The sequence below is a fragment of the Caulobacter sp. GW821-FHT10A10 genome, assembly GCF_059415745.1.
This window is the reverse complement of the sequence record NZ_JBWKNV010000001.1, coordinates 569348-592337: the sequence shown is the minus strand read 5'-3', so window position 1 is coordinate 592337 and position 22990 is coordinate 569348. Positions and strand designations below refer to the sequence as shown.

At 69.1% G+C, this 22990-nt stretch carries 21 protein-coding genes; 6 read left to right on the top strand and 15 right to left on the bottom strand.

Annotation, left to right across the window (positions count from 1 at the left end; translation table 11 throughout):
• Window positions 1-157: 157 nt before the first annotated feature.
• Together AC07NS_RS02860 and AC07NS_RS02855 are read right to left on the bottom strand one after the other, a co-directional pair.
• Entirely contained in the window at window positions 158-871 is a 714-nt protein-coding gene (locus tag AC07NS_RS02860) for a hypothetical protein (RefSeq protein WP_494601290.1), read from the bottom strand.
• A 183-nt stretch (window positions 872-1054) separates the two neighbouring features.
• A complete protein-coding gene (locus tag AC07NS_RS02855; protein ID WP_494601289.1) occupies window positions 1055-3661 on the bottom strand; it encodes a TonB-dependent receptor in 2607 nt (868 codons plus the stop codon).
• Between the two features lie 266 nt (window positions 3662-3927).
• Between AC07NS_RS02855 and AC07NS_RS02850 the strand changes: the two genes are divergently transcribed.
• The 4 genes from AC07NS_RS02850 to AC07NS_RS02835 all read left to right on the top strand — a co-directional run bounded on the left by AC07NS_RS02850 (window position 3928) and on the right by AC07NS_RS02835 (window position 10220).
• A complete protein-coding gene (locus AC07NS_RS02850) occupies window positions 3928-5379 on the top strand; it encodes a protein adenylyltransferase SelO (protein ID WP_494601287.1) in 1452 nt (483 codons plus the stop codon).
• A gap of 155 nt (window positions 5380-5534) precedes the next feature.
• Window positions 5535-5660 (top strand): hypothetical protein, encoded by a 126-nt coding sequence (locus AC07NS_RS02845; protein WP_494601286.1) that lies wholly within the window; start codon window positions 5535-5537, stop codon window positions 5658-5660.
• A gap of 534 nt (window positions 5661-6194) precedes the next feature.
• The gene (locus AC07NS_RS02840; protein WP_494601284.1) at window positions 6195-7412 is read left to right on the top strand and encodes an RtcB family protein; all 1218 of its coding nucleotides are present in this window, start codon (window positions 6195-6197) and stop codon (window positions 7410-7412) included.
• 273 nt (window positions 7413-7685) lie between these two features.
• Window positions 7686-10220 carry an FG-GAP-like repeat-containing protein gene (locus AC07NS_RS02835; RefSeq protein WP_494601282.1) on the top strand — a complete coding sequence of 845 codons (2535 nt, stop codon included), beginning with the start codon at window positions 7686-7688 and terminating at the stop codon, window positions 10218-10220.
• 19 nt (window positions 10221-10239) lie between these two features.
• Here the strand turns inward: AC07NS_RS02835 and AC07NS_RS02830 are convergent, their stop codons facing one another.
• Window positions 10240-11187, bottom strand: coding sequence for a helix-turn-helix domain-containing protein (locus tag AC07NS_RS02830; protein WP_494601281.1), 948 nt, complete (start codon window positions 11185-11187; stop codon window positions 10240-10242).
• A gap of 132 nt (window positions 11188-11319) precedes the next feature.
• Between AC07NS_RS02830 and AC07NS_RS02825 the strand changes: the two genes are divergently transcribed.
• Window positions 11320-12399 (top strand): hypothetical protein, encoded by a 1080-nt coding sequence (locus AC07NS_RS02825; RefSeq protein WP_494601279.1) that lies wholly within the window; start codon window positions 11320-11322, stop codon window positions 12397-12399.
• A gap of 75 nt (window positions 12400-12474) precedes the next feature.
• On the opposite strand, the gene AC07NS_RS02820 is transcribed toward AC07NS_RS02825, so the two are convergent.
• From AC07NS_RS02820 to ychF, 7 genes are all read right to left on the bottom strand, one after another.
• The gene (locus tag AC07NS_RS02820) at window positions 12475-13164 is read right to left on the bottom strand and encodes a dienelactone hydrolase family protein (protein WP_494601277.1); all 690 of its coding nucleotides are present in this window, start codon (window positions 13162-13164) and stop codon (window positions 12475-12477) included.
• The gene (locus tag AC07NS_RS02815) at window positions 13161-13844 is read right to left on the bottom strand and encodes a dienelactone hydrolase family protein (RefSeq protein WP_494601275.1); all 684 of its coding nucleotides are present in this window, start codon (window positions 13842-13844) and stop codon (window positions 13161-13163) included. Before AC07NS_RS02815 ends, AC07NS_RS02820 begins: the two co-directional genes overlap by 4 nt.
• A 62-nt stretch (window positions 13845-13906) precedes the next feature.
• The gene (locus AC07NS_RS02810; protein ID WP_494601274.1) at window positions 13907-14386 is read right to left on the bottom strand and encodes a hypothetical protein; all 480 of its coding nucleotides are present in this window, start codon (window positions 14384-14386) and stop codon (window positions 13907-13909) included.
• A complete protein-coding gene (locus tag AC07NS_RS02805; RefSeq protein WP_494601272.1) occupies window positions 14383-14961 on the bottom strand; it encodes a hypothetical protein in 579 nt (192 codons plus the stop codon). Before AC07NS_RS02805 ends, AC07NS_RS02810 begins: the two co-directional genes overlap by 4 nt.
• A complete protein-coding gene (locus tag AC07NS_RS02800; RefSeq protein ID WP_494601270.1) occupies window positions 14958-15479 on the bottom strand; it encodes a L,D-transpeptidase family protein in 522 nt (173 codons plus the stop codon). The genes AC07NS_RS02805 and AC07NS_RS02800 overlap by 4 nt, the downstream gene beginning before the upstream one ends.
• Window positions 15480-15482: 3 nt before the next feature.
• The gene (locus AC07NS_RS02795; protein ID WP_494601269.1) at window positions 15483-16283 is read right to left on the bottom strand and encodes a hypothetical protein; all 801 of its coding nucleotides are present in this window, start codon (window positions 16281-16283) and stop codon (window positions 15483-15485) included.
• 66 nt (window positions 16284-16349) lie between these two features.
• Entirely contained in the window at window positions 16350-17450 is a 1101-nt protein-coding gene (gene ychF / locus AC07NS_RS02790; protein ID WP_494601267.1) for a redox-regulated ATPase YchF, read from the bottom strand.
• 196 nt (window positions 17451-17646) lie between these two features.
• On the opposite strand from ychF, the gene AC07NS_RS02785 reads away from it, so the two are divergent.
• Window positions 17647-18828 carry a glycosyl hydrolase family 28-related protein gene (locus tag AC07NS_RS02785; protein WP_494601265.1) on the top strand — a complete coding sequence of 394 codons (1182 nt, stop codon included), beginning with the start codon at window positions 17647-17649 and terminating at the stop codon, window positions 18826-18828.
• A 76-nt stretch (window positions 18829-18904) separates the two neighbouring features.
• On the opposite strand, the gene AC07NS_RS02780 is transcribed toward AC07NS_RS02785, so the two are convergent.
• From AC07NS_RS02780 to AC07NS_RS02760, 5 genes are all read right to left on the bottom strand, one after another.
• Window positions 18905-19801 (bottom strand): hypothetical protein, encoded by an 897-nt coding sequence (locus tag AC07NS_RS02780; RefSeq protein ID WP_494601264.1) that lies wholly within the window; start codon window positions 19799-19801, stop codon window positions 18905-18907.
• Window positions 19802-20151: 350 nt separating this feature from the next.
• Entirely contained in the window at window positions 20152-20826 is a 675-nt protein-coding gene (locus tag AC07NS_RS02775) for a DUF4304 domain-containing protein (protein ID WP_494601263.1), read from the bottom strand.
• A 4-nt stretch (window positions 20827-20830) separates the two neighbouring features.
• A complete protein-coding gene (locus tag AC07NS_RS02770; protein WP_494601262.1) occupies window positions 20831-21301 on the bottom strand; it encodes an NUDIX domain-containing protein in 471 nt (156 codons plus the stop codon).
• Between the two features lie 355 nt (window positions 21302-21656).
• Window positions 21657-22244, bottom strand: coding sequence for a hypothetical protein (locus AC07NS_RS02765; protein WP_494601261.1), 588 nt, complete (start codon window positions 22242-22244; stop codon window positions 21657-21659).
• Between the two features lie 19 nt (window positions 22245-22263).
• Window positions 22264-22671 carry a GreA/GreB family elongation factor gene (locus tag AC07NS_RS02760; RefSeq protein WP_494601260.1) on the bottom strand — a complete coding sequence of 136 codons (408 nt, stop codon included), beginning with the start codon at window positions 22669-22671 and terminating at the stop codon, window positions 22264-22266.
• Between the last annotated feature and the right edge of the window lie 319 nt (window positions 22672-22990).

The window sequence follows — 22990 nt, the reverse complement described above, 5'->3', positions numbered from 1 at the left end:
CGCGCCTCGCCCTCGCGTCCTTCCGGCGGTTCGCCCCGCTTCGAGGGTGGGGGTGTTCGCGCGATGGGGAAACGGGAAAAGGCGGGCGTGCGGAGCGAAAATGCCGTGGCCGACCCACCGCCTTTCGTTGGGCGTCCGCCGCGACGGCGCTATTGGGTTACGATGGGACGTTCGTGGACGAAAGCAAGTCGGCGGCCATCGGCGCTGTCGCTCCGGATGCTTCCGATTTCACCCGCATCCACTCGTTTCGCAGTAGCGCTTGAGCCTTCGTGATCAAGCGCTGCATGGCGTCCTTGTGCGCCTGGTCCCTGGCCGTTGAGACAGCGACGACTTCGTTCCAGAGGTCGACATGCGACGACTTTTTGGGGTTCAGGCGAAGTTGTATGCGGCGGTAATAGGTACGGCGCGTGATCGAGGCCTGGGCCACTACTTCTTGCCGCTTTCCCGTTTCGAGGCGCGTTATGGAATTCTCTTCCCCGGAGATGTCATTGACGAGAACGGTGTCCGCGGCAATGAATTCGGCCAGATCTTCCCTGAGGGCGTCTACCCACTTTTGTCGGTTCGTAGAGACGACGCTGGCCCACGACGCCCTTGCGGCCAGTTCCCTCTGAAGGCTTTGAGCCCTTTCAGCGATGTCGCGTTGCGTATTCAGCTGATCGATCAAATTTTCTCTATTGGCCTTGATGCTGCGTATCACGAAGCGGCCCGCGATGATCGAGGCGACGATTGCGGCGAAGCCCGTAAAGAACGGCGCGTAGGTTGCGATGTCTGGAGCCTTGGGGAGCACGCCGACGGTTGCAGTCGCCGTTGCGGCGCTTTGGTCCGGGTGTGGTGTGGCTACGGTCGCGGTAGCCGTTATCGGATTGGCCATGGTGCGCAATCGCACCTAAGGTAAAGCTTCGCAAGCGCAATCAACCAGTAATAGGATTTTGGCTCGGGCGGAAAGTTGTGTCGCCGTCTAGCCGAAAGCCAAAAAGGGCGGCCCGCGAAGGCCGCCCTTTCCGTGTTTCCCCAGGTCGATCGGGGCCGTCGTCGGGCCCCGGCCGACCGTCGATCAGAACTTCGCCCGCAGGGTCACGCCGTAGGTGCGCGGCGCGCCGAGGAAGGCGTCGTAGGTGATGGTGTCCTTGGAGGCCGCGTAGGTCGGCGAGGTCGCCGACAGGCCCGACGAGCCTTGCAGCGGCCCGTTGAACACCACCTGGTAGTACTCTTCGTCGAACAGGTTCTGGGCCCACAGTTCGGCGGTCCACTTGTCGTCCGCGTCGCCGATGCCGATGCGGGCGTTGACCACCGTGTAGGCGTCCTGGTGCTTCAGCGGGAACAGGTCCGAGCCGGTGTTGTAGTCCGACACGTACTTGGCGCCGATGTTGTACTTGGCCTTCAGGGTCGCGCCGACCGGGTGGCTGTAGCTGATCGAGGCCGAACCCGACCATTCCGGCGCGAACGACACCTGGCTGCCGGGCAGCAGCGACAGGGCGTTGTTCGGGTCGTTCGGGATCGCCTGGTCGCCGTACTCGGTCTTGGCGTAGGTCAGGCCGCTCTGGATGGTCAGGCCGCGCAGCGGGGTGAACCACAGGAAGTCGGCGTCGACGCCCTTGGAGGTCACTTCCGGCACCGAGCGCACCGCGAACGAGGTGCCCAGGAAGGTGTTCAGCTGGAAGTCGGTGAACTTCTGGTAGAAGCCCGTGAAGTTCAGCAGCACCGAGCGGTTGAACAGGGTGTTCTTGACGCCGATTTCATAGCTGTCGACGAACTCGGCCGGGAACGAGGTGTCGTAGATCGGCACCACGCCGTTGCCGCCGCTCTGCGTGCCGTTCGACGACTGGGTGCGGTCGAGGTTGTAACCGCCGCCCTTGTAGCCGCGGGCCGCCGAGGCATAGGCGAACACCGACGGGTTGAAGCGGTAGGAGGCCTTGATCGTGCCGGTCCACTCGCGGTCGGTGCGGCTTTGCTGGGTGCCGCGGCCGTTGAAGGCCGGGTTGGCCCAGGGCAGGCACATGTTGCCGACGACGGTCGAGACCAGGGTGGTGCCGGTCGAGGTGGCGAACAGGGCCGCGGGCACGCCGCGGGCGACCAGCTGCTGGGCGACGCGGGTCTGGCCGGCGGTGGTCAGCAGGGCCGCGCAGCCCGGCGCGAAGCCGGTCTGGTAGGTGTCCAGGTCCTTGCTCTCGGCGGTGTAGCGCAGGCCCAGGGTGATATCGAAGGCGTCGGTGACCTTCAGGGTGTTGTTGGTGAACAGCGCCACGGTCTTGGAGCGCTGGTTGTAGGTGTCGTGCAGGCCGGTGCCGGTCGGGAACGACGAACCGTAGGTCAGGGCCGTCACCTGCGAGGCGAACAGCGCGCTGTTGGCCTGGTTGACGGTGATCCCGGCGGTGGCCAGTGAGCTGGCGATGCCCGACAGGATGATCGTCGACATGTAGGCTTCGTAGTCGGCCCCGAACTTGAAGTTGGCTTCGTTGTCGAGGCGCTCGTCGGCCAGGAAGGCGCCGACCAGCCAGTTCAGGCGCTCGGTGTTCCCCGCCAGGCGCAGTTCCTGGGTGTAGGTGGTGAACTCGGCGTAGTTGGTGCCGTCGTTGGCGCGGTAGGTGATGTCGGCGGCGGTGAAGTCGCTGTCCTGGCCGGTGTCGGTGCGCCAGTTACGAATGGCGCTGATCGAGGTCAGGGTGCCGATCGGCAGGTCGATGTCGGCCTGCAGCGAGATGCCCTTGTCTTCCACTTCCTGCGGCGAGCCGCGGTTGGAATAGGCCACGCGCTTGAACGGGTCGGCCGGATTGGCGATGCCCGTGCCGGTGCTGAGCGCGTTGACCACGGCGTAGGTCGGGCCGGTGCGGATCTGCACGGCGCCGCAGCAGTTCTCGTCGCGCTTGGTGTAGTCGGCGATCAGCTTGAAGGTGGCGTTGTCGTCCGGCACGAACAGCAGCTGGCCGCGCACGGTGTAGAAGTTCTGGTCGGCGTCTTCCTTCTCGGTGCTGGGGCCCTCGCCCGTCACCACCGTGTTGAAGCCGTCGCGCTTGCGGGCGGCGGCGTACAGGCGCCCGGCCCACTTGTCGCTGCCGAACAGGGGACCGGTGATCGAACCGGCCAGGCCCTTGGCGTCGTAGTTGCCGACCGTGGCCTCGACATTGGCCCCGAAGCCGAACTCCGGCTCCTTGGTGATGATGTTGATGACGCCGGCCGAGGTGTTCTTGCCGAACAGGGTGCCTTGCGGGCCCTTCAGCACCTCGATGCGCTCCATTTCGCCCAGGTCGCCGAACGACACGCCGTTGCGGGGGCGATAGACGCCGTCGATCACCACGCCGACCGAGCTTTCCAGGCCGGGGTTGTCGCCGACCGTGCCGACGCCGCGGATGCGGGCGGTGGTCGAGGCTTCCGACGTGGTCGAGGTCACGGTCAGGCCCGGGGTCAGGATCGTCAGGTCCTTGATGTCCTTGACGCCGGTGTCCTGCAGCAGCTTGGCGCCGACCGCGGTGACCACCACCGGGGTGTCCTGCAGGTTCTGCTCGCGCTTCTGGGCGGTGACGATGATGCTGTCGACGGTGAGGGTTTCGGGCTCCTGGGCGGCCGCCGCGGCCGTGTCCTGAGCATGGGCGACGCCGATCGCGGCGACGCCCGCGAGCACGACGGCGGAGGCCGTGCCGCGAAGCACCTGGGTAAAGCGCATTTCCTACCTCGGTTCGTTATGACGAGAGCGCTTGCACCGCCCCCGCCGGCTTTTTGATTGGCCTACACCCGAACGATTGTTCGAATGGACAGCCAATGGTTATGGGCGGTCCGGATGCTCGGCAAGCGAAATCCTTGCTGGAACACGGATCGGGAGTTGCTGTTGCGAAACTGCGACAGCGTTATGTGAACATCCGCGCTTTCTTAAAACCGCGCGACGAGGGCGGACTTCTTGCGCGCAGGCGGCGCCGGGCGCATCTGGCGCAGATGCCGGTCTTAGAACGCTATCGCCCCGATCCCCGATTCGCCGACCTCGTCGCGCAGGCGGGCGAGTTCGCAGACCCCGTCGCCCCGGCCGACTTTCCTGAAACGATCCTGCGCTTCCGCAACGATCGCGCCGCCGCCACCGTGGGCCTCGCGGGCCTGACCGACGCCGAGTGGATCGCCCACTTCGCAAGATTCCAGGCCCTGCCGGACAACCAGTCCCGGCCCCTGGCCATGCGCTATCACGGCCACCAGTTCCGCTCGTACAATCCCGAGCTCGGCGACGGTCGCGGCTTCCTGTTCGCGCAGCTTAGGGAGGCGGGGACCGACCGCCTGCTCGACCTGGCCACCAAGGGCTCGGGCCAGACGCCCTGGTCGCGCCACGGCGACGGCCGGCTGACGCTGAAGGGCGGGGTGCGCGAGATCCTGGCCGCCGGCCTGCTGGAGGCCCTGGGCGTGCCCACCTCGCGCGCCTTCTCCCTGGTCGAGACCGGCGAGGCCCTGACCCGCGGCGACGAGCCCAGCCCCACCCGCTCGGCGGTGCTGACCAGGCTCTCGCACAGCCACATCCGCTTCGGCACCTTCCAGCGCCTGGCCTATTTCGAGCGCGCCGACCTGATCTCGGCGATGGTCGACCACGTGGTCGAGACCTATTTCCCGCACCTGATCGACGCCCCCGACCGACCGACGGCGATGTTCCAGGAGGTGGTGACCCGCACCGCCCGCCTGGTCGCCCGCTGGATGGCCGCCGGCTTCGTGCACGGGGTGCTCAACACCGACAACATGGTCGTCACCGGCGAGAGCTTCGACTACGGCCCCTGGCGCTTCCTGCCAGGCAACGATCCCAACTTCACGGCCGCCTATTTCGACCATTCGGGCCTCTACAGCTTCGGCCGCCAGCCGGAGGCGGGCTTCTGGAATCTGCAGCAGCTCGCCGCCTGCCTCGTTTTGATCTGTCCCGACCAGTCGGGCCTGATCGCCGCCCTCAACGGTTTCTCGGCCGCCTATCGCGAGGGCCTGCGCGAAGCGATGGTCGCCCGTCTGGCCGTGAAGAGCCGGGGCGAGGAGGCCGACGTCGAGCTGGTCAACGCCGCCTTCAAGGCCCTGGCGGAAGGGACCAAGCTCGCCGGCGGCGAGGCCCTGCGCTGGGAGCCGTTCTTCTTCGACTGGTTCGGCGGCGAGGCCTCGGAGCGGCGCGCCCTGGAGGGGCCGCGCGGCGCGCTCTACCAGGACCCGGTCTTCGCCGACTTCCGCGCCCGCCTCTCCGGCTTCGAGCCGGATCGTCCGGAGCGCCTGGAAAACCCCGTGTTCGGACGAACCGAGCCCGAGGAGCTGCTGATCGACGAGGTCGAGGCCCTGTGGGCCCCGATCGCCGAGGCCGACGACTGGGCGCCGCTGAACGACAAACTCGCGCGGATCGAGACCTCGAGGCTGGCCTACAACCTCGACCAGTGACATAAGTTTGAGGCAATTATGCCGCATGCTGAGTTTTCCGGCGAGCCGGCCGGAACAAACGTCACGCTAGCGGTTTAAGCGTCCTGGACGGCGGTCTATCAACCCCGCGGCCGACCCCCGGCGGGCGAGGCGGGCTCAGAGGTGGAGAAAAACGCATGCGCATCTTCCAACCGATCATGCTGGTCTGCGCCGTGGCCCTGTCGTTCATCGGCGCCCTCGGCATCCCCGGCTGCGCCCGCGCCATCGGCGAAGCGCTCTCGGACGGCCCGGAACTGGCTTGAGCGCCAGGATGCTCCCCCTGAAGGGGGAGCTGTCGCGAAGCGACTGAGGGGGAAGTCGCTGTTGAATCAGCGACACCGCGACGTCTGCATGTGCTTCCCCCTCCGGCCCTTCGGGCCACCTCCCCCTTCAGGGGGAGGATCTTGTCATCGACCCCTCACCCGACCCCGCGCCGCGGGGCCACCCTCTCCCGCAAGGGGAGAGGGACAAATTTACCACACCGCCCGCAACTTCCGCGCGCGCCGCTCGCGCGGCCTCTGGCGCGGGTTCGCATAACCCTGTAATCGCCCGCCTCCCGATGAGGACTTCGAAGACCATGGCGCGCAAAGCCCCAGTCATGACCGTCAGCTACCAACTGGACCGCCAGGTCGAGGGTAATGACGCGCGCGTGTCGGAGGGGAAGACGGCCTAGGTCCAAGCGGACTTCGGGAAGTACGGAAAAACCCCTCCTGGCCTTGGCCGGAGGGGTTTTTCGTTTTGCGCGGAAATTCCTCCGACCATGACGCCGGGAGGGGCGGATTGGAAAGGAGAAGCCCATGAGCGGCTTCACGCACATCGAAAGCGAAGGCGCGCCGATCAAGGCGTGGACCCAAGGCGTGCCGATCGAGGAGTCGGCGCTCAAGCAGCTGCGCAACGTCGCCAGCCTGCCGTTCATCCACAAGCACGTGGCGGTGATGCCTGACGTGCACTGGGGGATGGGGGCCACCGTCGGCTCGGTGATCCCGACCTACAAGGCGATCATCCCGGCCGCCGTGGGCGTCGACATCGGCTGCGGCATGATGGCGGTGCGCACCTCGATCCGCGCCGAGCACCTGCCCGACAACCTGTTCGGCGTGCGCTCGGCCATCGAGGCCGCCGTGCCGCACGGCCGCACCGACAACGGCGGGCGCAACGACAAGGGCGCCTGGCAGACCGAGCCCCCGGCGATCGCCGCGGCGAAGTGGGCGGAGCTGAAGGAGGGCTACGACGACGTCGTCGCGCGCAACCCCAAGGCCGGCCACCCGCGCGGCTACGGGCACCTCGGCACGCTGGGCACGGGCAACCACTTCGTCGAGCTCTGCCTCGACGAGGCTGGCGACGTCTGGGTGATGCTGCACTCGGGCTCGCGCGGGGTGGGCAACCGCTTCGGCACGTTCTTCATCGAGCGGGCCAAGCACGAGATGCGCCGCTGGTTCGTCAACCTGCCCGACGAGGACCTGGCCTACTTCGCCGAGGGCTCCGACGGCTTTGTCGACTACGTGCGGGCCGTGGCTTGGGCCCAGAAGTACGCCCGGGCCAACCGCGAGGTGATGATGCATGAGGTGCTGGGGGTGCTGCGCGCGCACTTCCCGGACCTGGTGGTGACGGAGGAAGCGGTGAACTGCCACCACAACTACGTCAGTAAAGAGAAGCACTTCGGCAAGGAGGTCTACCTCACCCGCAAGGGCGCGGTGTCGGCCAAGGCCGGGGAGCTGGGCATCATCCCCGGCTCGATGGGCGCCAAGTCGTTCATCGTGCGCGGCAAGGGCAACCCGGACTCGTTCTGCACCTGCTCCCACGGGGCCGGGCGGGCGATGAGCCGCAACGAAGCCAAGCGCCGGTTCACCGTGGCCGACCACATGGCCGCCACGGCCGGCGTGGAATGCCGCAAGGACGAAGGCGTGATCGACGAAACCCCGATGGCCTACAAGGACATCGACGCCGTCATGGCCGCCCAGAGCGACCTGGTGGAAATCGTCCACACCCTGCGCCAGGTGGTGTGCGTGAAGGGCTGAGCGCGTGACGGCCGAAAGTGTTCGCGGTTTCGGCGCTCGTCACGCGCCCTTGCAAGAGACGCCCGCTCGCGGGCGTTGACGCCGTCCGGTCGAGAGACCGGGCGGCGTTTCTGCGTGGGGAACCAGGCTCCCGCGGCTGGACCTGGGCGACGCCGCCGTCGACGGCGACGTCCGCGCCTTCATCGCCCATCCTGCTCCAGCGGATGTTGCCAAGTCGAGCTCAACCTTGTTTAGATCCGGCCCAGAGTTTTCTTGTGTAGGTTGGGGGTTTGAGTGGCCGTTATTTCGGGTGCGGAGAGCGCCGATCAGCTGACAGGGACGGCTGCGGCCGACACCATCAACGGTCAGGGCGGCGATGATTTCATAATCGGCCTGCAGGGTGACGACACCCTGTACGGCGGCGCCGGGAATGACACCCTGCACGGCGAGAACGTGTTCGGGGATCCGCTGCTAGGCCCGTCCAACGACATTCTGGACGGCGGTGACGGCGACGACGTCCTGGCCGGCGGCCAGGGCGACGACGTGCTGATCGGCGGGGCGGGCGACGACAAGCTGTTCTCCGGCCGGACCACGTTTGTCGGCGGTTCCTGGGGCGGCGCTTCGGGCACAACGGCGGGCGGCTACGACACCTTCGACGGCGGCGCGGGCGTCGACATGGGCTTTCTGGCCCTCGCCGACGAGACCGGAAATCTGTTCTTCACGGCCTCCAACCAGAGCCTCGTGCAGAACTACACCGTCAATGGCGTCGTGGTGGGATCGGTGACCGGGCTGGAGTCCGTCCAGGTCTTCGCCGGCTCCGGAAACGACGAAATCATCGGCAGCGGCGGCGACGACTACCTCTCCGGCGGGCGCGGTTCCAACCGCCTGGTCGGGGGCGGCGGCAATGACACGCTCGACGGCAAGGACGGCTTCAGCGTCATGGACGGCGGCGACGGCGACGACGTCTTCTTCATCGGCGCCCTTGGCGGCGAGGTGGACGGCGGCGCCGGCGTCGACACGCTGCGTCTTACGACCCTGTCCAGTGTGGTCACCGTGGATCTGCGTGACCAGACCCTGACGAGCGCGGCCGTGGCCTCGCTGACGCTGCGCGGGATCGAGAACGCCGAAGGGGCCGACGGCAGGGACATTCTGCGCGGCTCCGACGGGGTCAACCTCCTGCGGGGCTGGGGCGGAAACGACCTTCTGGAGGGTCGCGGCGGCGCCGATGAACTCGACGGCGGCGATGGCGACGATGTCCTGGACGGTGGTGACGGCGACGACAACCTGTACGCCGGCGCGGGCGCGGACACCCTCATCGGCGGTAACGGCGACGACACCCTGGACGGCGGCTGGGACGCGGATGTTCTGACCGGAGGGCTCGGCGACGACACCTATGTCATCGGCCGGGAGATTTTTTACGACCGCGCCGTCGTCGCCGACACGCTGGTGGAGCGCGCTGGCGAGGGCGTCGATACGGTCCGGACCTATGTCGACTACACCCTGCTCGACAATTTCGAGCGACTGGAGTTGCTGGTCGGCGGTGATCCCTCGGCCGGGCTGGGCGCGCGCAACGGCGTCGGTAACGCCGCGAACAACACGCTCATCGGCAACGTCTACGACAATCACCTGCGGGGCCTGGGCGGCGACGACACGCTGGCGGGCGGCCTGGGCGCCGACATCCTGGAGGGCGGGGCGGGCGCCGACACCTACCAGGGCCGGGCCGACGAGCTCGACGGCGACACCATCGTCGGGTTCACCCGCGATGACCGCATTCATATTTCAGGCGCGGATCTCGCGACGTTCAGCTTCACCTACGAGGATGGCGTCCTGACCTATGGCGCGGGTTCGCGCCTGGAGATCCAACAAAGCGATTCGAATCGTATCGTCGCCGTCCAGGCCGTGAACGGCGTGGACCTGATCCTCGCGCCGCGTGCGGCCGCCAACGACTTCAATGGCGACGGCGCCAGCGATCTCTTGTGGCGTGGAGGATCGACGTTCGCCACCTGGAGCCTGTCGCTGCCTTCGGTCGAACGGGACAGCTACGTGAACGGCGGCGTCAGCCAGGACTGGAAGTTGACGGCGACCGCCGATTTCAACGGCGACGGGGCGACCGATCTTCTCTGGCGCCATGCGAGCGGCGTGTTCACGGTGTGGCGCGCCAACGGCGACTCCTTCACGCCGAACGTCGTGGTGAACGGCAGCGTGTCGAACGCCTGGGCGCTCGCCGCCACGGGCGATTTCAACGGCGACGGGGCCGCGGACCTGATCTGGCGACATGCCAGTGGTACGATCACGGAATGGCGCGCAGCCGGCGACGGCTTCGTTCAAAACGTCCTTGTCACCAACAAGGACCCGGCGGCGAACCTTCTCGGCTCGGGAGATTTCAACGGCGATGGTCGTGACGACCTGATCTGGCGAGACGCCGATGGCGCGCTGTCGGTCTGGATTTCGGACCAGGCGGGCTTCACCGCGCGTGCGCCGACCGATCGGGTGAGTTCGGCCTGGAGCGTGGGCGCGCTCGCCGACTTCAACGGCGACGGCATGACCGATGTGCTCTGGCGCCATGAGGGCGGCACGTTCAGCATCTGGCAGGCCACGGGGTCCGGTTTCCAGCAGAACGTCTATGTCGACGGATCGGTCTCTTCGAGCTGGCGAATTCAGGGCTCGGGCGACTATGACGGCGACGGGCTGGCCGACCTGCTCTGGCGCAATGAACAGGGTGTTTTCACCATCTGGAGCTCGACGGGCCACGGGTTCACCCAGAACGTGCTGGTCGACGGCACGGTCGGTTCGCAACTGACCTTGTCCCCGACGGACTTCTTCCTCTGAACGACCGGCGCGGGGGCCTTCAGGGGCCTTCCGCGCGGTTGACCCGCCCCTCCCAGTCCGCCGTGGCCCCCGCGCGCGCCAGGTTCCCCAGCAGGCGCTGCAGATTGCTCTGGTTGGCGCGGGCCAGTTCCGCCAGCCGGGGGCGCAGGGCGTCGGGGACGGTCACGGCGACGCCGTCCTTGTCGCGCCGGCAGAAGCCCAGGGTCTCCAGCGTCGCCAGGTGGCGGCGGGCGGTTTCGCGCGGCAGGTTGAGGGCGGCAGCCAGGGTGGCGGCGCGGACAGGGCGGCCGACCAGCGCGCCGCCCTGGGCGACCAGGGCCTCGGTCGACAGCGGCCGGGCGCTGGCCAGGGCCAGTTCCATCAGCACGCGGCTGGTCACGACGTCGCCGGTCAGGGCGATCAGGTCGGCGCAGGCGCGCAGGGTGTATTCGGAGAGCGCCCAGTTGGCGGCGCGCACCGGCGGCTCGGCTCCAGGCGCGGCCACGGCTTCGAAGGCGGGCAGGGCGCCCAGGGCCTTCAGGGTCTCGTAGAAGCGCCGGGCGCGGTCGTAGCGCGCCCGCTGGTCGGCGACATAGGACGGCGAGGTGGTCAGGCTGTGGGGCGCGACCATGCCCTGCGGGCCGATCACGCAGAGGCCGGCCTTGGCGAGCCTGCGCACCCGCCGGCGGACGGTCTCGAACGGCAGGTTCAGCGACTGGGCCACGGCGTTGACGCTGACCGGCCGGCGCAGGTCGTCCGGGGCCGAGACGCTGGGGCCGCCATAGGCCTGGCGCAGGTCGGGCGCGCGCTTGACCGGGGCCATGTTGGCGTCCAGCGCGGCGGTCAGGATCAGGGCGTCGAGCAGCTCGTGGTCGCCGCGGGTGATCTCGACCGTGTCGCGCACATGCTCGAGGCTGGCGCGGGCGACGGCCCAGAAGCGGTGGTCGTCGAGCGGCAGGACGGCGGTCGCGGGCGGGGAAGCGGACATCTGACGCTGAACGGGGGTGGGGCTGAGCGGGGGGGGGCTGGCCGGAGTAATACCCATTTTGGGTCGCGGCCACTTACAGATTTTACGGGTATTGCTAAACCCGCCCTTCGGGGTTGATCGGGGAGGCGCGCCATGGCCCAGGAAATCCTGTTTCCGGACGAGCCGTTCTTCATCGTCTCCAGTCTCGACCATACCGGCCTGGCGCTGTCGCTGGACAAGGCGGGCAAGCTGGTTCTGGCGCCGCTGCTGGGCGCACCCGGCCAGCGCTGGGTCGCCGAGCGCGATCGGCGCGGCGGCGCCCTGCTGCGCCACGTGGCCAGCGGCCTGGCCCTGACCTGCAAGGTCCGGCGCGGCGGGCCGAGCGGCCTGGACGTCGCCATCGACGGTCCCGAGGCGCTGATCTTCGCCGCGCCGCCCGGCCAGCCGGACCTCGCCCAGCGCTGGCGGGCCGAGACCCTGGGCTTCTGGACCTGCCTCAACAGCCAGATGGACTGGGAATACAAGCTCAACGTCTTCGGCGGCGACAAGACGGGCCGGATCGGCGTGCGTCGCTGGGAGAACGGCGCGCCCCAGGAATGCTGGCTCCTGCCGACCGAGGCCGGTGTGATCGCGCTGCAGTACGTTCGCTACGACCTCGACCGGGCCGTGGCCGAGCACCTGCCGCCGACCCCGGCGGACCCGGCCCTGATCGTCGACAATCGCGCCGGCGCGGAACCGCTGGAGAAGCGCATCGTCCTTATCCGCACCTGCCTCTCCGAGCGCGGTTGCAGGCTGGAGCCGGCCGATCGCGAGCGCCTGGCCGGCGCGACGATCCATGAAGACGAGGTCTCGGTCGGCGTGGTGCTCACCGACCAGGGGGACTGCGTCGAGCGCGAGATGGCGCCGACCCGGCTGGACGATCCGGATCCGCATCAGACGGTGTCGGAGGAGCGGGTCGAGGTCGCGGTCCATGTGCCGCCCGGCAGGGTCTACAGCTACCAGGCGCTGGTTCGCCACGCGAGGGTGCGGGCGCCGTTCACGGCTCGCCTGTTGTTCCACGGGCAGGGAGTGGGCGTGGAGTCGCGCGCATTCGAGGTGGCGGGCGTCTTCACCGGCGTCAATCCGGTGGAGACCAGGATCCAGGTCCGCGACCTCACCCCCAAGGACGGAGACATGCGAGCGGTGGAGCAGGGCGAGGAACCGCCGGTGATCGCGGAACTGTCGCCGGCCTGACCGGCGCTTTCCGCAACGAGCTCGTCGACGCGCGTGGGGGCGCGCGTCCGGGAGAGGGGGAGGCCTGACCCGCCGTCAGGCTTCCCCCTTGCTCCCGCCCGAGCGCTGGAAGAGCTGCAGGGTGCGCAGCATCGCCAGCCGGGCGCTGTCGGCATGGTGGCCGCTGGGGGCCACGAAGGCGTGGCCGGCCTCGTACTGGAAGATCGGCAGGTCCGGATGGGTCCCGGCGATGGCCTCGACGTCGGCCAGGGGGATCATCTCGTCGGTCTTGCCGAAGTGCAGGATGGTCGGGACCTTCGGCGTCTCGTCGCGATACCTGACGATGTCGCCGCCGTAGAAGGCCGAGACCGCCGTGACCCCGGTCGCCCGCGTGGCCGCCAGCCAGGCGGTGGTGCCGCCGAAGCAGAAGCCGATCACGAACACCGGCCCACCCTCCAGGGCGTCGATCGCGGCCTGCACGCGCGGCAGGCAGGCCGCGCCCCAGCCGGCTTGTTCGCCGAGAGACATCCGCTCGTCGAGGATGGCCGGCTCGGTGTTGACCTCCGGCCAGGCGCCGTCGGCGGCGTCCAGCAGGTCGGGGGCGATCACCTCGTAGCCGTGCTCGGCCAGGCTTTCGCTGAATTCGCGGATGTGCGGGGTGATCCCCCAGATGGCGTGCAGCACCACCACGCCCCCGCGCCGCGCCTCGCCGGGCGGCACGCGCCAGGCGCTGAACGGGCCGCCCTCGCGATCGGCCAGGGCGATGCGGGTTCCGGCGGTGGTCATGCGCCGGCTCCATTCGCCTCAAACAGCGCGACCGTGCGCTCGCGGGCCAGTTCGGCGTCGGAAAGGTCGCTGTCGGGGCGGCCGTCGTTGTTGAAGCCGTGGCCGCTGTTTTCATAGACGTAGACGGGCAGGTCCGGATGCGACGTCCAGACGGCCGCCTTGACGGCCTCGGCGTCGATATGGCCGTCCTTGGCCCCCAGGTGGACGATTACCGGGCAGTTCAGCGGCAGGGCCGCGTTGGCCCCCACCTGGCTGCCGTAATAGCTGGAGCCGGCCGCCAGGCCTTCCAGCTTCGAGGCCGCCACCCATACCAGCGAGCCGCCCATGCAGTAGCCGACGGCGAACACCGGGCCCTTGTCCTTAAGGGCGTCGATGCAGGCCTGGATGTCCGAGAGCATGGCGGGAAAGCCCACCTGGCCGACGGCGGCGATCCCGCTCTGGAAGCCCTCCGGATCGTGCTCGGCCACGTAGCCCGGGGTGACGCGATCGAACAGCGAGGGCGCGATCGTCTCGTAGCCGCGCGCGGCCCAGCGCGCGACGTCGGCCTGGACGTATTGGTCGATGCCGAAGATCTCCTGGATCACCACCACCCCGCCCTTGCGCGGCCCCTGCGGCGCGGCGTGCAGGGCGGAGAACGCGAAGCCGTCGACGGCGGAGGTCAGGGTGATGGTGTCGGACATGGGCGGCTCCCGGCTCGGTTTGGCGCGCATCCAGACCCGCGCCGCCCTTCCGGTCAAGGCGCTCAGTCGTCGAACTCGATCAGCGAGACGTGCGGGGCGATCGCCCGGACGATGTCGGGCAGGTCCTGGCCCCACGGGCTCTGGCCGCTCAGCGAGATCGAGGCCCGCACGCTCTCGGGTCCCGTGATGTCCAGCTCCAGCCAGCCGGTGTCGTGATGGCGAAGGTCGGCGCGGTAGCCGACGCTGCGCAACTGGCTCCACGGGGTGAAGCGCAGGGGCTTGCCGGGGTTGGTCCGCCAATGCAGGCCGTCATGGTCGAGCACCAGGCGGGGCCGGCGATCGAGCATGCCCACGAGGCTGACGAGCGCCACGATCACGAGGAACGTTCCCCCCAGCAGCATGGCGGCCGGCTTCAGGGTCTCCGAGCCGACCAGGAACATGCCCACGATGAAGACGACGGCGAACCCGAAACCGATCCAGGGCTTCAGCAGCGACGGCCGGACGGCGAGCGGCAGGCGCGGGGCCTCGATCGTCTCGCTCATCGCCCGCGCCGCGCGGCTGGCGCGAAGAGGTGCGGTGCGCGCCGGTGGATCTCGGCCTTCAGGTCGCGGGTCTCGATGTCGAGATGATCGAGATCGATGTCGACGGGCGCGGACCCGTACCAGTCGGAGGCGACCCGCTCCAGGGCGGGGGGCTCCCCCAGGATCAGGCGCAGGCTCTCGCCCTCCTCTTCGTGCGACCGGACGACGGCCGAGGCGATCCTTGTCCAGGGCAGGAAGTAGAGCGGTCCGTCGCGGCCCTCGCGCCAGCGGATGCCGTCGAAGGCGACGATCAGGCGGGGCGTCTTGTCGCGCAGGACGAAGGGCAGCCGTCCGATCAGGACGGCGGCGATCGCCAGGGGCAGCAGCGAAAACCAGGCCGTCTCCGAGATCGGCCACGACCACGCCTTCGCGACCCAGGCCTTCCAGGACCAGATCGCATCGGCGTCGAACGCCTGCGTCCAGGCCGCCACGCCGGCGAAGGCGGCCAGCATCACCGCGAGCGCGGCGTGCATGGCCACGATGCGCTTCAGGTCGGGGCGGATCACGACGGAGGAGGTGTCGATCGTCTGGCTCACGGCGTGATCCTCACCGCCGCGCCGTCGCGCACCAGCGTCCAGACGTCTTCTATCTCGGGATCGGTGACGGCTATGCAGCCGTCGGTCCAGTCGCGGCCCGCGTAGAGCGCCGACAGGGCGCCGCGGCCGTTGGGCAGGCCGTGGATCATGATGTCGCCGCCGGGCGAGACGCCGGCAGCCCGGGCCGCGGCGACCTGGGCCGGGGTCGGATAGCCGATGCGCAGGGACAGGTGATAGCGGCTGTTCGGGTTGCGGCCGGTGATCCGGTAGTCGCCCTCGGGCGTGCGCCGGTCGCCTTCGCGGGTCTTGGGCGCCAGGCCGCCGGCCCCCAGAGAGACCTTATAGGTGCGCACCAGCCGCTGGCCCGCATAGAGGCTCATGCGGTGGGCGGCCTTCTCGATCACGATCCGGTCGACCGAGCCTTGGACCGCTGGCGGCTGGGCCGTGGCCGTGCCGCAAGCTGTCAGCGCCGGGGCGGTCAGCAGCAGGAGCGCGAGGGTGATGTCCGGGCGTCGCATCACTCAGAATCCCGGCTGGGCGGTCGCGGGGGGCGGCGTGACGATATCGACCTCGGCCGCGTCGGGCCGGCCCGGCACGGGCCGCAGTCGCATTCGGCCGTCCAGGGCCAGCAGCGTCGCCGCGCCGTCCGCGCCCGGCATCAGGATGCGCCGCTCGATCGCCGCCGGTCCGTCTCCGGCGTCGAGCGTGACATCGACCTTGGCGCCCTCGGCCGTCCAGCCGGCGAAGGTGAAGGCCAGGCGCAGCGGCGGCAGGCCTTCGATCGGGCCAGGCTCGACGAGGACCTGCGCGACCATCGGCGTCTTGGGCGTCAGGGTCGGGATTTTCGGATAGATCCAGGGCGAGGCGGGGACCCAGCGCTGGAGGCCTCCGATGATCGGCATGCAGGTCGTCTCGCGACGCTGGCGATCGCGGGGCGCGGCCACGCACCATGTGGTCTGGTTGCCGCCCGGCTGCACCTCGCCGTACACGCCCCGGCGACGCTGGTCCTTGGTCTGCGTCACGCGGACGAACGCGTTGCGGATGCCGAAGACGCGGGTTCCGGCCGGCAGAACGGTGCGGCCGTCGCGCTGGACGTCCAGGGTCAGGACGCCGGTCAGGGCGTGGCGGACGGGCAGGGCGAGCAGAACATCGCCGGCGACCGCGCGGCTCGCGGGGCGAACCTCCGGCGGGCCGTCGCTCTTCAGGGCATGGACGGCTTCACCGCCGGTCGGCCGCGGGACGGGCGCCAGGATCTCCTGGCCCAGGGCCGGGAACGATTGAAGCGCGAGCGCCAGGGCGCCCAACAAAATCCGCGATCTCACGCCCGGTCGAACTCCGCCTGAACGCGGCGAAGCTCGGCCATGGCGAGATTTATTTCAAGCCTGCGATCAGACGTTGAAGCGGAAGTGCATCACGTCGCCGTCCTTGACGACGTAATCCTTGCCCTCGGCCCGCATCTTGCCGGCTTCCTTGGCGCCGTTTTCGCCGCCCAGCTTGACGAAGTCCTCGAAGGCGATGGTCTCGGCGCGGATGTAGCCCTTCTCGAAGTCGGTGTGGATGACGCCGGCCGCCTGCGGGCCGGTGTCGCCGACATGGATGGTCCAGGCGCGGGCTTCCTTGGGGCCGACCGTGAAATAGGTCTGCAGGTCGAGCAGCTTGTAGGCTTCGCGGATCAGGCGGTTGAGGCCCGGCTCCTCGAGGCCCAGGGTCTCCAGGAACTCGGCGCGCTCCTCGGCGTCGAGCAGGGCGATCTCGCTCTCGATCTGGGCCGAGATGACCACGCTCTTGGCGTTGTCCTTGGCGGCGCGTTCGGTCACCAGGTCGCTGTACTTGTTGCCCTTGTCGGCGCTGCCTTCGTCGACGTTGCAGACATAGAGGGCCGGCAGCGAGGTCAGCAGCTGCAGCATGTGCCAGGCCTTCTCGTCGTCGGCGTCGATCTTGGCGGCGCGGGCCGGGCGGCCTTCGCGCAGCAGGGCCAGCGCGACATTGGCCAGGCGCAGGGTGTTGGCGCTTTCCTTGTCGGCGCCGACCTTGGCGCGCTTCTCCAGGGCGGGAACGCGCTTTTCCAGGCTCTCCAGGTCGGCCAGCATCAGCTCCATCTCGATGATCTCGAGATCGCTGAGCGGGTCGATGCGGCCTTCCACGTGGACGATGTCGCCGTCCTCGAAGCAGCGGGCCACGAAGGCCACGGCGTCGCAGTCGCGGATGTTGGCCAGGAACTGGTTGCCCAGGCCCTCGCCCTTCGAAGCGCCGCGCACCAGGCCGGCGATGTCGACGAAGGTGATCCGGGCCGGGATGATCTCCTTGGAGCCGGCGATCTTGGCCAGGGCGTCCAGGCGAGGCTCCGGCACGGCGACTTCGCCGGTGTTGGGCTCGATCGTGCAGAACGGATAGTTGGCGGCCTGGGCCGACGCCGTCTGGGTCAGGGCGTTGAACAGGGTGGACTTGCCGACGTTGGGCAGGCCGACGATGGCGACTTTCAGGGCCATGGAACTCTCGTGAATTTCGTTGGCCGGGCGCTTAGCACGGATCGCGCGGGAAGTCGCGGGGCGCTGGGGCGGGGCGGCCGCCTGATCCGACGCGACCGTTCCTGTCGCAGCCGCGATGCAATCTGCGGATGCCGACGCGACGGCCCGATCGGGCGGCGGCGGATTTTTTCAGATCCTTTATTTCAAGGCATTTCCAATGATCATCAACGTCAAGAACGCGCCCTACAACGCCGTCGGCGACGGCGTGACCGACGACACGGCCGCCATCCAGGCCGCCATCAACGCGTCGGGCGTCAATCAGGTCTACCTGCCCTCGGGCACCTACCGCACCACGGCCACCCTGGTGATCGAAAAGCACGGCGTCACGCTGTGCGGCGACTCCCAGTGCGGCTATCCGTTCGTCTCGACCTCGCAGAGCGGGATCTACGGCTCGGTCATCTCGCCCGACCCGGACGTCGTGGTCGGCCTGCGCATCGGCGGGGCGAGCATCAGCCCCAGCTTCGTGACCCTGCGCGACCTGGCCGTCATCCGCGCCAAGACCACCTCGGCGCCGATCCGCACCGACAGCATCGGCATCCTGTGGCAGAGCTTCAACTACGGCCGCGAGCAGCGCGTGCTGTCCAGCCGCCACGCCTTCGGCCGGGTGATCACCGGCACGAGCGCCTCGGCGATCTCGATCGGCTATGAGGCGACCAACATCTCCACCTCGGTCTGCCCGCTGGCCTACATGCGGATCGAGGAGGCGGCCGGGATCAAGGTCGCCCAGAGCGACTTCGGCCTCAACGGCGGCGAGGAGGGCGTGATCCCCAACGTGCTCGTCCAGATCGGCGGTTCGGCCAACGACGTCAGCTTCGTCGACGTCAACGCCTTCCCGACCGCGGCCGGGGCCGGCGACACCGCCACGGTCCTCGGCTTCTTCAACCTGGCCAGCGCGACGGGGATCTACACCTTCGTCAACTGGAACTCCGAGAACGTGAGGTCGGCGATCATCGACAGCGGCACGTCCGAGATCGTCGCCCTGTCGATCATCGGCGGCCGCTGGACGGGCGCGAGCACGGGCGACTTCTTCACCCAGGGCGCGGCCACCCGCTACAAGGCTCTGTCGATGAGCGGGATCAATGTCGGCGGCTTCACCGGCTTCACGCTCCACAACCCTACCTGGAGCAAGATCACCGGCGGCTTCTTCGGCGTCCCGGTGTCGCTGGTGGCGGGCACGGACGCCGACATGGCCTTCGTCGGCAATGTCGTGGCCGACGCCGCCTACCTGACGGGCGACTGGCGCTCGCTCGCGGTGACGGGCAACTGCCTCCTGAACGGGGGCGGCAAGAACGTCACCGGCGCCGTCGCCATCAGCGCCAACACCCCGTTCAACTTCTGACGGGGGAAGAAGGAGGGCGGCCGTCGGCCGTCCTCCACGTCTTCGTTTTCGTTTTCGGCGAGCCGCGCCGTTCGCCTCAGAACGCCAGGCTCAGCAGCACCTCCGCCGTTCCCGAGCGGAACGACCCGTCCAGCGAGTCGCGATAGGCGTAGTAGGCGTTGAGGAACCCCCACCGGCCGGTGCGCACATAGGCGCCGAGCTTGGCGTAGGCCAGCGGCGGATCCGAAGCGGGGCCTGGCGCGGTGTCGCGGAACGGCGCCTCGCCGCCCAGCTCGACGAAGGGGGCGATGCGGCCGGGGCGCAGCTCGTCCTTCTGCAGGCGGGCGCTGACCATCACCTCGCCGTAGTCCTGGGCCCCGCCGGCCTCGAACACGCCCAGGCTGTTGACCGAGTCGGCCACGTCCTTGCGCTGGAAGATCAGCCGCCCGGCCGGGCGCAGGCTCCAGCCCTCGGGCGCCACGGTCCAGTCCCTGTTCTGCACCAGGCCGAGAACGCCCAGCTGCACATAGGTGCGCGGAGCGTCGGCCTTGTCGGTCAGCGCCAGGCCGCCGCCCAGGGGGATGGTCGCGGTCGAGGTCCCGTTCGTCCACAGCACTTTGGCGGCGAAGCCGGCGTGGGCGCCCAGGCGTTGGAGCAGGTCGAAGCGCAGGCCCGCGCCCGGCGCCTCGATCCGGCCGCCGCCCTCCAGGTCGACCTTGGCCTTCTCGTAGGTGACGCCCAGGCCGATCAGCGTGCCCGGCCGGGGCCGGTAGTGCAGCTGGGCCAGGGCCGACTGCGTGGCCGAGCGCGACAGGCGCTCCCCGTGCGAGCTGGCCTCGGCGTCGATGTCGGAGGCGGCCAGCTTGACGAACCAGCGGGCGTCCTGCGTCAGGGCGAAGGTGGCGTTCACCGGAACCACGGTGTTGGTCAGCCGCAGCGCCGGGTCGGTGTCGCCGGCGTCGAGCGCCGTATAGGCCCCGACCCGCGCCTGCACCGCGCCGAAATACTCCTCGCTGTTCAGCTCGGCGGTCAGGCCGACGGCCCCGAACTCGCGGGCCAGGACCTGGGTGGGCGAGGGCGCGTCCTCGGCCCGGGCGAAATGGGGCGCCGCGAACGCCGCGGCCGTCCCCAGGAGGGCGCAAAGGCGCCCCCGAAGCTTACCTGAACGAATGGTCCTCTACCTACGCTTTGGCCGTCGGCCTGTTGTCGTTAGGCTTTCGGCTACAAGCGCGATTTGGGCGCACAATGACGGGCTCAGGCGTTTGAAGCGGCCGCGCCGCCGAATCTATCGCCTGGGAGATCCCCCGGGATGCGGCCGGGCGGCGGCGCCCGCGAAACGATCGTTCAGGCTTCGAGGATGGCCCGCAGTTCGGGGAGCATTCCGCCCGACGAACCGTCGCCGATCCGGTCCAGGGCCAATTGGGCGAAATCACGCGCAGCTTCAAGATGACCATCCGCCTGACGCATCTGGGCGAGGGTGTAGGCCAGCCCCGTTCCCAGAACCCAGAAGCCGTGCAGGTCGTACGCGCCTTCGGCAAGGCTCGCCGCCGTCATCGTGTGCAGCGGCGTCGCCGGGCCGATGAAGGGCGCAAACATCTGCCGGCCGCGCACGGCATAGACGGCCGCGGCGTCGGCGACGGCGGCGTCCATGCTGGCTTGGCTGGAGTCATGGGGCCACCACTGGTCGCCGCCATCGAGGCTGAGGCGCCGGCGGAGCATGCAGTCGGCCTCCGTCATCTTGCGGGGATCGGGGCAGGCATCCATCGGGACGCTGACCGGATGGACGCCGAGATTGACCGCGAACTGGCCGCCATAGCTCGACCCCTGCACTCGGACGACGTGAGCTATCCCGTCGCCGAACCGGCGAAACGTCCGTCCCGAGCCGGTGAAGCCGTCCTCGCGGAGCAAAGGCGCGAGATGGGCGCGGATCGACTTCTCCAGCGTGTGCGGGGGCTGGACCTTGTCGTCCACAGCGATGGGTGGCTGGGGCTTCCCCAGAAGTTTCGAAAGCCAGTTCATCGCCTCACCACATCGGATCCACTTCCGCCCCATGCAGCGCCTCGGCGATGCGCTGGCGGGTGGCGGCGGTGACGTCGTCGGGCAGGGCGTCGGGGTGATGCCAGGCGATCTCGTGGATCTCGCCCTGGGCCGAGGCCTCGCAGGGCTCCCAGGCGTGGACGCGGTAGACCAGCACGTGGTCGCCCGGATGGCGCGGTTCATTGCTGTGCACCGACAGCAGGGTGGGGCGGCCCAGCACCCGAACGCCCGCTTCCTCCTGAAGCTCGCGCGCCAGGGCGGTCTCGGCCGTCTCGCGCCGCTCCACCCCGCCGCCAGGCAGGTACCAGCCGGGCACGTAGGTGTGCTGGATCATCAGCACCCGGCCTTGCGCGTCGGTCACCAAGCCGCGCACGCCCAGGGTCAGGCCCCGGCTCCAGCGGAACCAGGCGAAGATGAAGGGGCGGGCGAACGGTTCGACCTTGCGGCGCCAGAGCATGGCTGCGAGCCTAGAGCGTTTCGAGGGATCGTGGCAGAGCCTTGCTCCATCGAACATTGACCGCTAAAGCCGCTGACAGAGGAAACTACAGAACAACAAGCGGAGATACGCCCATGCTCGCGATCCTGATCATCGCCATCTTCCTGGGCGTCATCGTTGGCCTCAACGCCTTCGAATTCGGCCGCATCGACTAAGCCTATTCCCTCTCTCTGAGAGAGAGGGAGGGACTTGAAGGCTGCTTCCCACCCTTCGTGGACTCTCGATGCATCCGCTAGCAGGCGAGTGTCGTTAGCGGTGAAGGCCCCCGCCACAAGGGCGGGAATGACGGGCGAAGGGGGAGAGAGGGCGTTTCTCCCTAACCCTCCCCCAGCCGCGCCATCAGCCGCCGGCCGCCGGCGCGCATCAGCCAGCGGGTCTCGGCGTTGGCCGGGATGCGGGGATCGTCCCACAGCGCCAGTTGCAGCCAGGCCTCGACGCGCAGGCGGCGGGTGAGGCCGCGCGCCGTCTCGAAGGCGTCGCCCAGCTCGCGCACCGTGCGGGCCTCGACCGCCTGGGCCACGGCCTCGCCGTCGCTCAGCATTGGGTCGGCATGCGCCAGAACCCAGTCGCGGACGTCCTCACGGGCCTCGATGGGCGGGGCCAGGTCGCGGGCGAAGAACAGCGGCCAGTGGGCCAGCGGGCGGCGGCCGGCCTCCAGGTCCTGCGCCGCCAGTTCCAGGGCGCGGCTGAGCAGCTGGTCGCGGGCCAGGGGCGAGCTGGCCAGCTCCTCGGCGTGCAGCGACAGGCGCACGACCGCCTCGCGGGCCGGCTTGCGGGTCCAGGCGTCCTCGACCACGTCGGCCGCCGCGATCAGGGCCGCCGCCGCGGCGGTGGACAGGCCCTGGCCGGGGCTGGGGCACGGTCCGGGATCGTCGAGGTCGAGCGTTACGACATCTGGAGGCATGACGTCTGGGGGAGGGGCGTCACGCGTCATTGCGCACCGCCAGGATCTCGATGGTCCGCGCGCGGCCGTCGGCCTGGGTCCATGAGAACCGCTGGCCGGGCGACAGGCCCAGCAGCGCCGCCCCGATCGGAGCGGTGACTGACACGCTCCCCTCGTCATGGGCGGCGTGGGGCAGGGCCAGGACCACGGTGCGCACGCGGTCGCGGTCGAGGTCACGATAGGTCGCCTGCGAGCCCAGCCGCACGCGGTCGGCGGCCGGCGCGCCCTCGACCAGGGCGGCGCGTTCGAGCTCGGCGGCCAGCAGAGCGTGGCCCGGCGCGGCGTGCGGGCCGCCGGCCACCAGCAGGGCCAGGCGGTCGTAGTCCTCGCCGCAGACGGCGATCGGCGGGCGGTCTTCAGGCTCGCGGGCGGGGATGGGCGCAGGCATGGGCGCTCCTTTGCGGACGCGCGGCCGCGGCCCTCCCGGCGGCCATGCGTCATCGCATGGCGCGGCCCTGGATCAGGTCGCGACGCAGTAATCGGATGAAAGGCGCAAGATCGCGAAGCCTCGAACAGCGATGCTCGAAGTCTTGCGCAACGAAAATGTCGCGTTGATTTTCGTCCCGAGCCCGACGTCTAGCCGTCGATAGGGGCTCGGGACTAGGCTCCTGCGATGAGGTGGCCCGCCCGATGCTGGTCGCGATTGAACAATTCGATCCGATACATGGCGAGAAGCATCATAGGCGCGGCAGCGCTGCTGTCAAATC